The following is a 15088-nucleotide window of genomic DNA, read 5'->3' as shown; positions in this document are numbered from 1 at the left end:
GTAATAAATGGTTAAATTGCCGGCGGCAAAATAATCTTCTCGCTCGCGCCACCACCATTCTAAACACTGAATTAATAAAATAATTTGTTGTAGATGTAGGTTACTTTCCAAGGGTGGTTCATCACTCCAAAATTCGCCTTCCGGGAAGATTATCTCAGGGTTTACATGGGACTCCACTAGGGGTAAGCTTTCAGCGATAGTCATGGTTAGTCCAACAGAGATAGGTCAACAACTTATTATAAATCATTGAAGGGATTTTTTGAGCAATTGTAGCAGTAGCAATTGAGGTAGAATATTCCTGTGGGTAAATCGTCATTTTTCCCTTAAACAATACCAGATCGCAGGGCAATTACGGCCGCTTGTACTCGGTCGTCCACGGCCAATTTATTCATAATTCCCCGCACATGGGTTTTAATCGTATTGGTGCTTAAATAAAGTTGTTCGGCGATTTCAGCGTTACTTTTGCCCTCAACAATTAACTTTAAAACCTCCATTTCTCGCTCCGATAAAAGTGCTAGATTGGGATTAGGTTGCACTGCCGGCGGTTTGAGATTATCCATGACTAAACGGGCAATTTGAGGGTCTAAATAGGTGGCCCCGTCCTTAGCTGCTTCAATGGCGGCCAAAAGGCGATCGAGACTCGCTCCCTTGATACAATAGGCATCAGCGCCACTGGCCAGAGCTGCGATCACTTCCTGTTGCAGAGTGTGGGAAGTGAGCATGACCACATGAACATTAGCTAAACCCTCCTTAATCTGTTTAGTTGCCGCAATGCCATCGAGACGGGGTAAACCGATGTCCATGACCACTAAATCTGGCCGTAGGGATAGGGCTAATTGTACCCCCGCCAGACCATCACTAGCTTGACCGACGATCTCAAAATCTGGCTGTTCACCGAGCGCTTGTTCTAAACCTAACTGCATTAAAGGATCGTCTTCAACAATTAAAATCCGCATGATCTTTGATTCCTAACGGGAAAATGTACGGTTTTCACCCATCTGCATGAAGCAGAACTACTCCTAGTTTAGGCAATCTGGAGAGAGATTAACAGTGATTCAGTGATTCAGTGACCAGTGACCAGTAACCAGTGACCAGTAACCAGTGACCAGTGACCAGTGACCAGTGAAAGATACTAAATTTATTGAAAATTGAAAACTTAAACCTAATAACTTAAAACTTAAACCTAATAACTTAAAACTTAAACCTGATAACTGATAACTGATAACTGATAACTGATAACTGATAACTGATAACTGATAACTGATAACTGATAACTGATAACTGATAACTGATAACTGAAAATGCTGCGTATTTCATCAGATCGGTCTAAAATTGTGCTTGTTGCCCTAGCTTATCTGGGTGTTGGTTGGCTAGGCTATCTCTGCTTAAATTTAGGGTCGCGACCTGCCCCAATTTGGATGAGTGCTGGTATTGGCTTGACTGCCGTTTTTTTAGGGGGAAAAAGGCTAGTTTTAGGCGTTTTTATCGGGGATTTGCTTCTAACCTTCTTTTTAGGGGGCAGTTGGCCCATAGCTCTATTTTCGGCGCTCGGTAGCAGTGTATCGGCTCTGTTAGGGGCGCAATTCCTACATTATCTGAGATTTTCCGCCACTTTACAGCGTATTCGCGATATTCTCTTACTGGTATTTTTAGCGGCCTTATTGGCCTCGGCAGTTAATGCCACTATCGATACTTTTGCCCGTAGTTGGCTAAATACTTGGGATTGGCGGCAATTTGGACAGTCTTGGGGCATGATCTGGCTCGGAGATAGTACAGGGATCTTAATGACCACGCCGCTGCTGTTGCGTTTTTGCTTCAATCGTCACTCCCTGCGGGAACCCCGGCAACCCCAACGCCTTGGCGAGGCATTACTTTGTATGAGTTTGCTAACGGTGGTGACTTTCGTGGTTTTTGGTGGTCAACAGGATTTTCTTAACCCCGATTGGAGTATGGTGCAGTACCTCGAATATCTGCCTTTTCCTTTTGTGGTTTGGGCTGCTATGCGTTTTCAGACCTGGGGAGCGGTAATAGCCAATTTTTTAGTATCTATTTTAGCTTTGATGGGATTGGTCGGGGGAATCAGTCCTTTTATCCTACAAGCCCCCGACCATACCAGAGGTGTCCTGATCTTACAAATCTTTTTGGTCATTGTCATGTCAACTTCTCTGTTTTTATCGGCGGCGATTACCGAAAGACAACAGATCGATCGAGCTTTAAATGAAACTTTAGAACGAGAACATTTAGTCACACAAGTTGCTTTAAAAGTCCATCAATCTTTAGATATAGATCAAGTTTTAAATACCATTGTTGGGGAAATCAGAAATTTTCTCGATGCCGATCAAGTCTATATCGGTCACTGTCAAGAGCGGGGTTGGTCTAAGGTAATCGCTGAGTCCCGTCGTCCCGAGATTCCCTCGCTGATGGGTTGGTTTCCCGAACCAGAATTACTGGAAGAATTGGGACAATTATTTTCTTTAGATAAGTTAATTATTGCTGATAATACCGCTAAGGTGCAAACGCTGCCCACTCTCAAGGGTTATTACGAATACCTGCAAGTTAAATCCTCTTTAGTTTTACCTCTAACGGTTAATAATCAACATTTAGGTGCTTTAGTTGTCCATCAATATTCCCATCCCCGTCATTGGCAAAAAAGCGAGGTCAAATTATTAGAACAGTTAGCCACCCAAGTTTGTATCGCTATCGGCCAAGCGCAACTATATCAGAGGGTGCAAAGCTTGAATAATAATTTAGAACAGGAAGTGGCAGCTAGAACCCTGGAACTGCGAGAAAAAGTCCGGGAAATTCAGCGTTTATACGAAATGAAAACGGTTTTTTTACAGGCAGTATCCCACGATCTACGCACTTCGATTATGGGATTAGTGATGTTATTAAAAAATTTCCAGTGTCGGCAAACAGAAAAAGTAACTATCTCGCGAGCAATGCTCGATCAGGTGGTGCGTAGTTGCGATCGACAATTAACTTTAATTAATGCTTTATCAGAAAATCATTTTGCTGAAGAACGGCCTTTAATCTTGCATCGTCAACCTCTATTTTTAAAAGAACAGGTGGAAATTTGGCTGAAAGATTGGCAAAAAGATTTTGATTTATACCAAGCTACTTTTATTAATCTTCTCCCCGATAACTTACCCGCTATTGATGCCGATCCTTATCAGCTAAGAAGTGTTTTTGAACAATTATTAAATAATGCCTTGAAACATAATCCTTCACCAATTCAATTAGCTTTAGATGCTCGTATTGACCAAGATATGCTCTACTGCACTTTAAGCGATAATGGCATTGGCATGGATGAGGAACAATGTCAACATCTTTTCCATTTATATGTAAGAAATCTTCATAATCAACACCTAACGGGGATTGGTTTAGGTTCCTACCAATGTCGGCAAATTATCGAGGCTCACTCTGGGAGAATTGGAGTAAAAAGTACCCCGCGGGTTGGTTCACAGTTTTGGTTTACTTTACCCCTTGCTCATCAAAATTCTAGAGTAATTAAGCAGGAGTTAGTCAACAGTAATCAGTGATTTGTAACGGGATCGAGATGATTCTGCTTATCGCTCTTCTGGGACTCTGGGGTATATAGAATCGCCAATTCAGACTTGAATTAGCCATTTTATGTGGGTTGCCTACCGACAATTAAGGCATATTTGAGGAGAATTTGCCATCTCAATTGTTAAGCAACAATCGACCAAATAGGTCGAGTTTGTAACTATTCTGATTGCTAGTATCCCTTGAAATTCTCACAAGGATCACAAAATTGGCCAATTGTCAATAGCGTTTGAGATGCGCTCACCCCCGGTGGTGAGGATGTCAAACAATCATCAAAAATAGCAGCGGTTGCCCCCTAGTTCTATAATCAGATCACGGCTAATTTGATTGGCTATCGACCCTATTCATGTCTATCTCCCCACCCCGTCCGGGTTACACTTTACCAGTTTTTGCCTGTGCCAGTGCGATCGCATCTCTCCAGCATCTCCACGGCGAAAATGAGCTAAATTCCGTTACTTTTAATCTTTTAGAACCGCCAGAAACGGTTACAATTGCCATCGAACAAGTTGCCCGACTTAACCCCGATGCTGCCCTAGCTATCACCCGCAGCGATCCGGGGGACAATTTAGATTTAACTAGAAATACTCCTATATGGGCGTTAGTAGAAAGAAAAACGGGTAATCAAGAGATAGAGATTCAAGGCGGCGCAGGAATCGGCCTACAGGTTGATAATGGCGGAAAATCAGCTATTTATAGTTATGCCCAGCGTCTGCTGCAAGAAAACCTCAGACCCCTGTTACTGCCCCAAGAAAGCATCAAAGTGACGATTATCCTTCCAGAAGGCAAAAAACTGGCCACAAGGACTTCTAACGCCGCTTTTGGGGTAGTAGAGGGATTGTCTTTGTTGGGTACCACTGGCATTTCCCAACCCCTGAGCGCTCCCGGACAGTTGGAAATCTTTCGCGAGCAATTAAAAATTTTATCTCTTCGTTTTGATCGTTTGGTGTTTTGTATCGGGGAAAATGGCTTAGATTTAGCCCCTCAAATGGGTATTAATCCTGATATTTTGGTAAAAACAGCCAATTGGATCGGGCCGATGTTATTAGAGGCACAATTACAGGGAATCTCTGAAATTCTTTTGTTTGGTTATCATGGTAAATTAATTAAACTTGCCGGGGGAATCTTTCAGACTCACCATCATCTCGCCGATGGTCGTCGGGAAATTCTCACCGCCTACGCCGCTAAAATGGGTTTAGCTACCCCCCATCTCCAGCAAATTTTTGACAGTAGCACCAGCGAAAACGGTCTGGAATATCTGCGTCAATTAGACCAGCAAACGGGAGATAATTGGGTGGAACGCATCTATGGAGAAATGGCTAATACTATCGATCGCCGTTGCCAAGAATACGTTTATAACCACAGTAACGGTCATCTTGGGGTCGGTTGTATTTTATTCGATCGCTCTCGTTCTTTGATCAGCAAAAGCGAAAATGGCATTAAATTTTTGCAAAATCTACAAGTTACCCCCCAGTGACCGTGCTATGATCGTGGGAATATTTAGTCTTAAAAAATGAAACTAATAAGGCTAGACTATTGTAGCTTATTTTCAGAACAATAGCCGATTTAGTTTACAAATCTTTAACCTTTTCCTGCCAGTTTCTTTTTTTGATCGTAGTGACAACTCAAACCCCCCTTCCTACCCCTCAAGAGACTTTGCCCTCAGAGTCCTTCACTAATAGCCTTAATCGTCAAATAATCATCATTCTTGACTTTGGCTCCCAGTATTCTGAATTAATCGCCCGCAGAATCAGGGAAACGAACGTTTACTCCGAAGTTCTCTCCTATCGTACCAGCGCCGAACAATTGGCCCAAATCAACCCGAAAGGAATAATTCTTTCGGGCGGTCCCAATTCCGTTTATGATCCTGGAGCGCCCCACTGTGATCCCGAAATTTGGAATTTAGGTGTACCCATCCTCGGAGTTTGCTACGGGATGCAGTTGATGGTACAGCAGTTAGGAGGCAGGGTAGAACGGGCAAAAAGGGCCGAATACGGCAAAGCATCCCTATTTATCAACGATCCTACCGATTTATTAACCAATGTCGAGGACGGTTCCACCGCTTGGATGAGTCACGGGGATTCCTGCGTGGAATTGCCTGCGGGTTTTGAAATTCTCGCTCATACCGATAATACCGATTGTGCGGCTATTGCCGATCACCAGAAAAAACTCTTTGGAGTGCAGTTTCACCCGGAAGTTGTCCATTCTGTGGGAGGAATCGCCTTAATTCGCAATTTCGTCTATCATATCTGCAAATGCGAACCCACTTGGACTACGGAAGCTTTTGTTGAGGAATCGATCCGAGAAATTAGGGCAAAAGTGGGCGATAAGCGAGTTTTATTGGCTTTATCCGGCGGTGTGGACTCCTCTACCTTAGCATTCCTGTTGCATCGAGCGATCGGTGATCAACTAACCTGTATGTTTATCGATCAGGGATTCATGCGTAAGGGTGAACCAGAACGATTAATGCAGATATTTAACGAGCAATTCCATATCGGAGTCCAGTATGTCAACGCTAGAAAACGATTTTTAGCGCAAGTGGCCGGTGTCACCGATCCCGAAGAAAAGCGCCGTCGTATCGGCCATGAATTTATTCAGGTGTTTGAAGAAGAATCGAATCGTTTGGGACCCTTTGATTATCTGGCCCAAGGAACTTTATATCCCGATGTGATTGAATCGGCCGATAGTAATGTGGATCCCAAAACCGGGGAAAGAGTAGCGGTTAAAATTAAAAGTCATCATAACGTTGGTGGACTGCCGAAAAATCTCCGGTTTAAATTAGTCGAACCCCTGCGAAAATTATTTAAGGATGAGGTGAGAAAATTAGGTCGATCAATCGGTCTTCCGGAAGAAATTGTTCGTCGTCAACCTTTCCCCGGCCCCGGTTTAGCGATTCGCATTTTAGGGGAAGTCACCGCAGATAAATTAAATATTTTGCGCGATGCAGATTGGGTGGTGCGCGACGAGATTAATAAGCAGGGAATGTATCACGATTTCTGGCAAGCTTTCGCGGTTTTATTGCCTGTCCGCAGTGTGGGAGTGATGGGAGATCAACGTACCTACGCTTATCCTATTGTCCTACGTTTAGTCAGCAGTGAAGACGGAATGACTGCCGATTGGTCCCGGGTTCCCTATGATTTATTGGAGACAATTTCTAATCGCATTGTCAATGAAGTTAAGGGAGTTAACCGCGTGGTTTATGATATTACTTCTAAGCCTCCCGGAACTATAGAATGGGAGTAGTATTGAATTATTGATTGATTGTTAGTCCCGTCCAAATATTGGGGCGGGATTTTTGCAGAATAGACAATTGAGGAGATTAATTACTACCATGACACAGTTAGAGATGTGGGAAGAAATAGAAGCGGTGGATTTTGCGGAAGAAGAAGAAGATATTGAAGGAGAATCAGCAAACCAAAAAAAGCTACAACTCAAAGAAATCTCCGAGACTGTTGTTGCCAGCAGTGATTGGACTACCGCAACGATCCGCGATCAATTAATTCGAGAAAATATTCAACTCAATCCGCGCTTTCAAAGACGAGATGCTTGGAATATTACTCGTAAAAGTCGATTTATTGAATCCCTAATTCTAGGGTTTCCAGTCCCACAGATTGTCTTAGCTACTAATAACAAGGAAAAAGGGAAATTTATCGTTCTTGATGGCAAACAACGCCTACTAACAATTTTACAGTTTTATGGTGACAGTGACACACCTAATAATAGTTTTACTTTAAAAGATTTAGAATTTTTAGATAACCTCAATGGCTGCCAATATCAAGATCTAAAAAATGACTTCAATTTAAATGATTTCTTAGACCAACTGGATAATCAAACTATCCGCACGATTGTTATCCGTAATTGGAAAACGGAGAGTTTCCTCCATAAAATTTTTCTGCGTCTCAATGTGGAAAATACCCCTTTGTCTTCTCAAGAATTAAGACAAGCATTACACCCAGGAGGTTTTATTAATTTTTTAGATGATCGAGCGATCGAAAGTCAAGCATTAAAGAAAATATTTAAATCTTCCTATCCCGATTTCCGGATGCGCGACACTGATATATTATTGCGTTATGTAGCTTTTCATTATTATTTATCCGATTATCGCGGTGATCTTAAAAAATTTCTTGATAATGCTTGTGTTTCGCTTAATGCTCGATGGGATCAAAACTCAGAAGAAATCAAAAATATTATTGATCAATTTGAAAAAGCTGTCCAGACAACGATTAATATTTTTGGAGAGAAAAACTTTTCCCGTCTCTGGCTGCCTGAATCGGCAACTTATCGAAGTCAGTTCAATCGAGCAATTTTAGATGTGATGGTTTTTTACTTTTGCGATGATCTAATGAGAGCAGCTGCCGAGACAAACAAAGAACAGGTAGAAGAAGCATTTAAAAGTTTATGTCGTACTGCCGTTGATCGATTTAAAAATGCTGTATTAATTAGTACAAATACTAAACAATCAACCTATGATCGTTTTCATTTATGGGGTCAAGCTTTATCAAAAGTATTAGATATTAACTTCAATATTCCTCAGATGGAAGACAATCGTATTATTTTTAAGGGGTTAAGATAGTTAGTTTTTTTACTATGCCGAAATCTCTAGGATTTAGACAACTAACCAAAGAGTTGAATCGACTAAAAAAACAATTCCTACCTCGTAAATTTAGCGAGATAAATGAATATTCTGAAAGACAATTAGCTTTAACTTTTGCCTATCGAGTTTTTGCTCATGCTGAGATTGAATCTTATCTTGAAGATCGAGTTTGGGATACAGTACAGACAGCAAAAAATATCTGGGATAATCAAGGTAAAGCTAGTGGAGTTTTGTTATGTGTAATCGCTTTTTCTGGTCAAGAAATGGAAAATCCTCCCGATACCATTACTCCTCTTAAAGGTAACAAAAATGTCTCCCTAGACAAACTGAAAATAACTAAAAAAATTGACATAGTGATTAGATGTTTTAAATCAGTTATCGATCAAAATCATGGGATTAAAGAAACTAACCTATTAAAATTACTCTTACCAATCGGCATCGATAGTGATGACTTAGATAAAGTTTGGTTAGCCAATATGAATACTTTTGGAGAAGAACGCGGTGAAATCGCTCATTCTTCGGGAATAAAAACGAAAAAAACGCCTAACCCTGCCGACGAATTAGAGAGAGTTAAACAAATTATTCAAGAATTAGAGAAAGTCGATCAATTGATTACTAACTTGCTCAAGTAATTCCACTCTTAATAAAACTTAAATTGTTAATTATATCAGAAATACAGTATAATAAAAGGCAGACAATAGAGAGCTAATCATCAAAGTGAAACATAGACCAATTGCGATCGATTTATTTGCCGGCTGCGGTGGGATGTCCCTTGGTCTAGAAGCGGCGGGATTTGATATTGCTGTAGCGGTGGAGTTTGATGCAGTCCATTCCTTGGTTCATCATTTTAACTTTCCCTATTGTCAAACTATCTGCCGGGATATAGCCAAAGTAACAAGTAGAGAAATATGGGAATTATTAAAACTAAAAGGCTATGCCACCGATGTTAGTTTAATTGCCGGCGGTCCCCCCTGCCAAGGTTTTTCATTGATTGGTAAACGACAAATAGATGATCCTAGAAATTCTCTTGTATTTGAATATCTGCGGATTGTAGCAGAAATTAAACCCAAGTATTTTATCTTTGAAAATGTCCCCGGCATGGCTACGGGTAAACACAAACAATTTTTAGAGGAGTTAATTTCTGAATTTGAAGCTATTGGCTATACAATTAATCAGCCAATTAAAATCCTTGATGCCAGTGAATATGGCGCACCACAAAAGCGCAGAAGATTAATCTTAATTGGTAGTCGAAAAGACGTGCCGATGGCTAAATATCCTTTGACAAAGACCGTCGATTTAAACTCAGCCAAAAAATCAGCTTTTACCAGCGTCTATGATGCGATTTCAGATTTAGAATTAATACCTGCCTTTATCGATACTGATTTAGGCATACCTGCATCAAAATTAGATTATAGTGGTAAGAGGAAAAAATATTCAGTGCAGCCAGGGGATATTTTTAAACTTTGCCATCAAAGAACAGTAGATACAAAAATCTATGGACATATAGGCTCAGTTCATACCCAAAGATCAATTGATAGATTTATCGTAACCGAACCGGGTACAGTGGAACCAAAAAGTCGCTTTTTCAAGCTTTCTCCTACTGGTTTATGTAACACTCTCCGGGCTGGAACTAATAGTGACAAAGGGGCCTATACTGCTCCTAGACCCATTCACTATTCTATTCCTCGTTGTATTACTGTACGAGAAGCCGCCAGATTACATACATTCCCCGATTGGTTTCAGTTTCACCGCACAATATGGCATGGTTTTCGTGAGATTGGTAACGCGGTTATTCCGCTATTATCGAAAGAACTTGGCTCTTCTGTGATGGGAGCAATGAATATCAATACCGCTAATCTCAACCGAGTTATTTTAGAAAAAATGCCCGAAGACTTATTGCTATATAATATGTCTCAAGCATCAAATTATTGGGGAATCTCTGACGATGTTATCCCGAAAAGAAAACGAGGTGTCTCTCAGAGGCTGTTCGGTATTTAAATTATACCAATCAAAGAGTATTTCTTTCAGAAGCACCGCGCTACAATTTGCCGTTAATTCAGGTTCCTTCTGGTGAATTATTTGTCATGGGAGATAATCGTAATAATAGCAACGATTTCCATATCTGGGGATTTTTACCAGTCAAGAACCTGATTAGCTGTGCAGTTTTTCGCTTTTTCCCACTGCACCGCTTTAGTTGGTTTTCTGACTTCTGTTTCCCCGCAACCTCAAATACCAGGATAAATGTAAAGATTTATTAAAATATAGTGTAGGATACAACGTTTGTGGCGGGGTGGTGTGTATCCTTTTATATTGGGAAATGTGGTAGAGCGTCCCAACCCTGATCGCAAAAACCGCCACAACCGCCACAAACGACTCCCAACTGTATCTGTCTCTTTTAGAACGCCAAATAACCGTGGAGACTTGCTATGACTGCAACACCTGGTCAAAACACACAATCTTCGTCAGCCACTTGCTTGAAAAAACCAGATTTTCGTAAGGAAACTCGCTTAGGATTAGTGCTTTATGGTGGGGTTTCTCTAGCAGTTTATATGAATGGTGTTTGTCGAGAATTTTATAACGCAACAAGGGGTCGGGGAATTTATAAATTAATTAAAGCACTGACAGATTCAGATATTGTTGTTGATATTGTATCGGGAACTTCAGCGGGAGGAATTAATGGAGTTCTCTTGAGCTATGCAGTTGCTAATAGCTACGAAAAAATTGTAGTTGACTTTAAGGAATTTGGAGATATTTGGCGAGAAAGTGGAGATATAAATAAATTACTGCGTCCGATCAAAAAAGAAAATAATCAGACCAATGTCAACTCTCTTTTAAACGGCGAGGGATACTATCAGGAAGAACTTTTTAAAGCTTTTGAAAAAGCTGGAAATAACCAACAATCTGCTCCTGATGGAGAATGGTATTCAGAGTTTAACGAATTAGATTTGTTTATCACTGGCACTGATGTTTTAGGAAGAATCTATAAAACCTTTGACAACACTGGAAAAGTCATCGAAATCAAAGATAATCGTTGCGTTTTTCAGCTTAAATATCGAGAAGATCAAGATTTTGGAGATCCTTTTTCTACGACAGATAAAGATACTCAACAAGCCTTAGCTAAACTCTGTCGAATCACCTCTTGTTTTCCCCTTGCTTTTCCTGTAGTACCTGTCGAAATCAAGTCTGATAATAAGGTAGATAACCAACTACAAGAATGGGGAAAGCTTTTGAGAAATCGTATCCTTCCGCAAGAACCTCCAAAAGAGGGATATAAAATCTATTTTGTTGATGGGGGAGTTCTAGATAATCGTCCTTTTAGTTATACCACTGAAGCCATTTATTATCGTACAGCAGATCGTCCTGTCAATCGTCAATTATTTTATCTCGATCCCAATCCAGAAAGCTTTGTTGACAGTACCAAATTTAAAGAAATGGAGCAACCTACTGTTTGGGAAATCATCACGGGTTCTCTAATCGGTTTACCCAGCTATGAAAGTATTAGCAAAGATCTTCAACAAATCAAAGGTATTAACGACAAAATTCGTCGCTATAATTTGTTATTAAAAAGTGTTGATGAAGAAGTATCTGAACAAACAACAGAAGCCAAAAATCGTTATTGGAGGTGTCGTTTAGTCAGTTTAAGAGATAGTGTTCTCTCCGTAATTTTTGACAATCAATATTTTGTTGGAAAAGAACAAGAACAGGAAGAACTATTAGAAAAAAGTGCCAGTTTATTGACCCAATTTATTAATAATTCTGAGGAAATTAAAAAGCGAGAGGAACCTTTAAACTCCCTAGCTCAAGATGTTGAAAATCTAGATATTCAATATGCTATTAGAAAACATAACTTTCTCTTGTCCCAAATTTACTCTCTGATATCTGATGCTATTACTAAAGATACAGATGATATTACCAAATATACAGAGTTGAAAAATTTAGCCAATAAAATCACTTGGCTGCTAGAGTTGCTCAAAGTCATTGATCAGGTTATCAAAGAAGTGATAAAATTCGAACCTGTTCGACAAAAATTTTATCAACTCATCACAGAAGAGGAAGAGGACAATAATCAACAATCTGTAAATTTGAAGCGCGAAAAAATATATGATTATCTATTAACGTTGTTGCGTCTTATCTTAGATAGTCAAGATTTAGCCGATGTCACCGTAGAAAATCTCAAAGAGCTAAATTTTGACAAAATCCATTCTATCGGGGACAATTTACGGAAGAAGGTTAAAGATGTAGCTCTAGATCAAGATTGGGAAGCATTAAGGAATTGCGCAAAAATAACTTGATTATTTATTAATCAATATTAGGGAGAATTGAGTAATTCCATTCTCCATGAAAATCGTCTTTTTGAAGATGGACTTTTTTCAAGTCTTTGTCACTAATCTTTTTCCCGATTGGATACTCAGCTTCATCCAAGTTTGCTTGGAGTTTTAGTCCCTTACTGGTGGTTGTATTACTGATTAAATTAACGGCAACTTCTCGATTTATTAAAGGTCGACCTCTCCAATTTTCTGTGATGTGGCAAAACATTCTATGTTCGATTTTATTCCATTTACTTGTACCTGGGGGTAAATGGGCTACTCGAATTAGCAATCCCGTTTCTGTCGCTAATTTTTGTAATTCAGTTTTCCATAATCTGATTCGATAACCATTACTCCCTCCACAGTCTGCGGTGATGAGTAGTTCCGCCGCTTCAGGGTAAAGTTTTTCTCCCATATTAAGCCACCATTGACGAATAGATGCTACGGCAAATTCGGCTGTATCATGACTAATGCCTACATTTACCCATCCCGCGTTTTGGCTCAGATCATAAATTCCATAGGGAATGATTCTTCCCTTATCTTGGTCAGGAAAATCATGAACCAATACTTGTACTGGCTCTCCCTTTTTCTGCCATTCAGCGCCGCTATTTTTATAATTTCCAATTAATTCTTTTTTTTTAGTATCTACCGAAATAACCGGTTGATTTCGACGCTGAAAGTCTTTCACTTTCTCATTAATATATTGAAACTGACTCTCTCTATCTGGATGAGATAGTCCTTCTGTTGTTTTTTGATTACTTTGTAGACTATACCCTAATTCATGTAATAATTTTGCGACCGTTCTCGCACTAATTTTATGCCCTAGTTCTTTTAAAGCTCTGGCTAATTTTGAGGTGCTTTTTGATGTCCAGCGCAACGGGGAACAGGGGTCTCCACGAGTTACTGGCTCTATAAGAGCGTCTAAATCTTCCATCAAACCTGGGTCTGTATCTGTTATTTTTTTCCTTCCTCCACCAGCTTTTCGCACCCCATCCGTTGAATTGGTTTCGAGCTTGACTTCTTTTTGGCTCGGAGCGGAAAATTTTAGTTCCTTTATTCCGGCTCTTATCGTGTTCGATGATAATCCTGTCGCGAAAGTAACTGTTTTAATTCCTTCTGAGCCTAAAACCACTGCTTCACTTGCTGCCCATAATCTTCTAAGCTTTTCATCCATATAAGGAATCAAAGCTTCAAATTTCGTTCTTAATGCCTCAATTGTTGACATTTTTCTCACCTAAAAGAGTCTATCTCTATCATGTCATTTTTTAGGATTAAATGTTCAAATTATTTCTGCGCGACTCCTAACTATAACCAAAGGTGAAACCATCTTAGAAAAAATAGAACAAGCTTCGGCGAAGTTGTTAACTGAACAATCGGAGAATGTAGAACCAGCAATTGGCAAATTTGCGAAATTTCAGCTAATTGATCAAGTAATATATCCCTATCAATATTTGTCCGATGTCCAAAACAACAGTCCAATTAAACTTGTTCGTATTTCTCCCAATGATGCTGATAAAGGATTTGGCAAAGATAAGGGACTTGAAGAAAAATTAGCTGGAGATCAATTTCGTGCTTTTGGAGGCTTTTTTAAGAAATCTTGGCGTTCTAATGATATACTTTGGGGACGGTTAGATGGAGTCAACCGTATTGTTGATGGGTTATTAACTTCAGAATCCTTAAAAGCCTTCTCTGGAGTTGTAAGTCGCCAAATTGAACTAGAACAATTCTCAGGAACTCAGGAAGAGAAAATTCAAGAATATGTCAAGCGACTTGTTGATGAATCTTTTCCCACAGAAACACAAACAGAAAAAGATGAGCTAATTCAAGACTTAATTAAACTTGCTCAACCTAATACAACCCTTGCCAAAAAAGAATTAGAAGACTTCTTAAATAAGCTTGTCAATTTAGGACATAGTGCTATTCTTAAGGAAAATTTAGGGAATGTATTCAAAGACGCAATTTCTGAACAATTGGAATGGAATCAACAAAAAATTGACCCAACTCCTGAGTCAAACTACAAATATGTTGGTGGCTATTTTGACAAAGCAGTAACTCCCTTAGCTGCTGCAAAACTTGCTCAACGTTTCCTGGAAGATTTAAAAGGGAAAGAAAAAGAATACTTCCTGGGTGAATATGGAGTTGGTTCAGAAACAATAGTGAAAGATATACCTTCTAATATTCTCAAAAGTTTAGGCACTCGGTCAGCGATAATTTTGAGTTATATCATAGAATCTAGTAAGACTGGTAAACGACTGCTTAGACTTCAATCTTATCAGCTTCTCAAACAAATTCTGAATATATACTATTTCCTGTCCCAAAGAAGTAGTCCAAGCAGCTATAAAACACAAGCCTCTCCCCTCATCTCTGCTTTGAAATCATTGCTTCTTTTTATTATTGGATTTGGAGTAATAGCCTATCTACTAAATGTATTACCAAGATGGGCTGTGTTGACCATTGCAACCTTAGCATTACTCTGGATAATAAAAAGCTTATTGGGACTATTATTCGGGAGAACCTCTAAATAACCCCTGGAAACTGTGCCAAAGAAAAATCAAGGTCCTGTAGGGGTTGCCATGGGGGAGAGAATCTGGTTTATGATCGGCGCTCGCGTCCTGTAGGGGCGAAG

At 39.7% G+C, this 15088-nt stretch carries 10 protein-coding genes and 2 pseudogenes; 9 read left to right on the top strand and 3 right to left on the bottom strand.

Features of this window, described 5'->3' with window-relative positions:
* Nucleotides 1-204: pseudogene (locus O9323_RS11695) on the bottom strand (Uma2 family endonuclease); the annotation flags it as partial.
* 119 nt (nucleotides 205-323) lie between these two features.
* On the bottom strand, nucleotides 324-956 hold the full coding sequence (locus tag O9323_RS11690; protein ID WP_002737320.1) for a response regulator: 633 nt from the start codon (nucleotides 954-956) through the stop codon (nucleotides 324-326).
* Nucleotides 957-1301: 345 nt separating this feature from the next.
* Between O9323_RS11690 and O9323_RS11685 the strand changes: the two genes are divergently transcribed.
* The 8 genes and pseudogenes from O9323_RS11685 (at nucleotide 1302) to O9323_RS11650 (ending at nucleotide 12447) form a co-directional block, all read left to right on the top strand.
* Entirely contained in the window at nucleotides 1302-3539 is a 2238-nt protein-coding gene (locus O9323_RS11685; protein WP_002773364.1) for a sensor histidine kinase, read from the top strand.
* A gap of 371 nt (nucleotides 3540-3910) precedes the next feature.
* Nucleotides 3911-5038 (top strand): cobalt-precorrin-5B (C(1))-methyltransferase CbiD, encoded by a 1128-nt coding sequence (cbiD, locus tag O9323_RS11680; RefSeq protein ID WP_288125149.1) that lies wholly within the window; start codon nucleotides 3911-3913, stop codon nucleotides 5036-5038.
* 140 nt (nucleotides 5039-5178) lie between these two features.
* Nucleotides 5179-6804, top strand: a complete 1626-nt coding sequence (guaA, locus tag O9323_RS11675) for a glutamine-hydrolyzing GMP synthase (protein ID WP_002789801.1) — start codon at nucleotides 5179-5181, stop codon at nucleotides 6802-6804.
* Nucleotides 6805-6892: 88 nt separating this feature from the next.
* On the top strand, nucleotides 6893-8134 hold the full coding sequence (locus tag O9323_RS11670) for a DUF262 domain-containing protein (RefSeq protein ID WP_002751450.1): 1242 nt from the start codon (nucleotides 6893-6895) through the stop codon (nucleotides 8132-8134).
* A gap of 14 nt (nucleotides 8135-8148) precedes the next feature.
* The gene (locus tag O9323_RS11665; protein ID WP_002751449.1) at nucleotides 8149-8787 is read left to right on the top strand and encodes a HEPN domain-containing protein; all 639 of its coding nucleotides are present in this window, start codon (nucleotides 8149-8151) and stop codon (nucleotides 8785-8787) included.
* A gap of 85 nt (nucleotides 8788-8872) precedes the next feature.
* The gene (locus tag O9323_RS11660; RefSeq protein ID WP_002751448.1) at nucleotides 8873-10153 is read left to right on the top strand and encodes a DNA cytosine methyltransferase; all 1281 of its coding nucleotides are present in this window, start codon (nucleotides 8873-8875) and stop codon (nucleotides 10151-10153) included.
* A pseudogene (locus tag O9323_RS11655) lies at nucleotides 10129-10413 on the top strand (S26 family signal peptidase); the annotation flags it as partial. The gene O9323_RS11660 and the pseudogene O9323_RS11655, both read left to right, overlap by 25 nt.
* A gap of 168 nt (nucleotides 10414-10581) precedes the next feature.
* Complete coding sequence (locus O9323_RS11650) at nucleotides 10582-12447, top strand: patatin-like protein (protein WP_288125148.1); 1866 nt, start codon at nucleotides 10582-10584, stop codon at nucleotides 12445-12447.
* A gap of 7 nt (nucleotides 12448-12454) precedes the next feature.
* On the opposite strand, the gene O9323_RS11645 is transcribed toward O9323_RS11650, so the two are convergent.
* Nucleotides 12455-13687, bottom strand: coding sequence for an ISAzo13 family transposase (locus tag O9323_RS11645; RefSeq protein WP_036388435.1), 1233 nt, complete (start codon nucleotides 13685-13687; stop codon nucleotides 12455-12457).
* A 133-nt stretch (nucleotides 13688-13820) separates the two neighbouring features.
* On the opposite strand from O9323_RS11645, the gene O9323_RS11640 reads away from it, so the two are divergent.
* A complete protein-coding gene (locus tag O9323_RS11640) occupies nucleotides 13821-14987 on the top strand; it encodes a DUF3376 domain-containing protein (RefSeq protein ID WP_288125147.1) in 1167 nt (388 codons plus the stop codon).
* The last annotated feature ends 101 nt before the right edge of the window (nucleotides 14988-15088 follow it).

Source organism: Microcystis sp. LE19-131.1A (genome assembly GCF_027532015.1).
In the GTDB taxonomy this organism is placed as follows: domain Bacteria; phylum Cyanobacteriota; class Cyanobacteriia; order Cyanobacteriales; family Microcystaceae; genus Microcystis; species Microcystis ichthyoblabe_A.
This window is presented reverse-complemented; position numbering and strand designations above follow the sequence as displayed.

Excerpts from the sequence above, each read along its gene's own strand:
- cbiD (WP_288125149.1), top strand. The coding sequence starts at position 3,911 with ATGTCTATCTCCCCACCCCGTCCGGGTTACACTTTACCAGTTTTTGCC.
- O9323_RS11685 (WP_002773364.1), top strand. The coding sequence starts at position 1,302 with ATGCTGCGTATTTCATCAGATCGGTCTAAAATTGTGCTTGTTGCCCTA.
- O9323_RS11670 (WP_002751450.1), top strand. The coding sequence starts at position 6,893 with ATGACACAGTTAGAGATGTGGGAAGAAATAGAAGCGGTGGATTTTGCG.
- O9323_RS11650 (WP_288125148.1), top strand. The coding sequence starts at position 10,582 with ATGACTGCAACACCTGGTCAAAACACACAATCTTCGTCAGCCACTTGC.
- O9323_RS11645 (WP_036388435.1), bottom strand. The coding sequence starts at position 13,687 with ATGTCAACAATTGAGGCATTAAGAACGAAATTTGAAGCTTTGATTCCT.
- O9323_RS11665 (WP_002751449.1), top strand. The coding sequence starts at position 8,149 with ATGCCGAAATCTCTAGGATTTAGACAACTAACCAAAGAGTTGAATCGA.
- O9323_RS11690 (WP_002737320.1), bottom strand. The coding sequence starts at position 956 with ATGCGGATTTTAATTGTTGAAGACGATCCTTTAATGCAGTTAGGTTTA.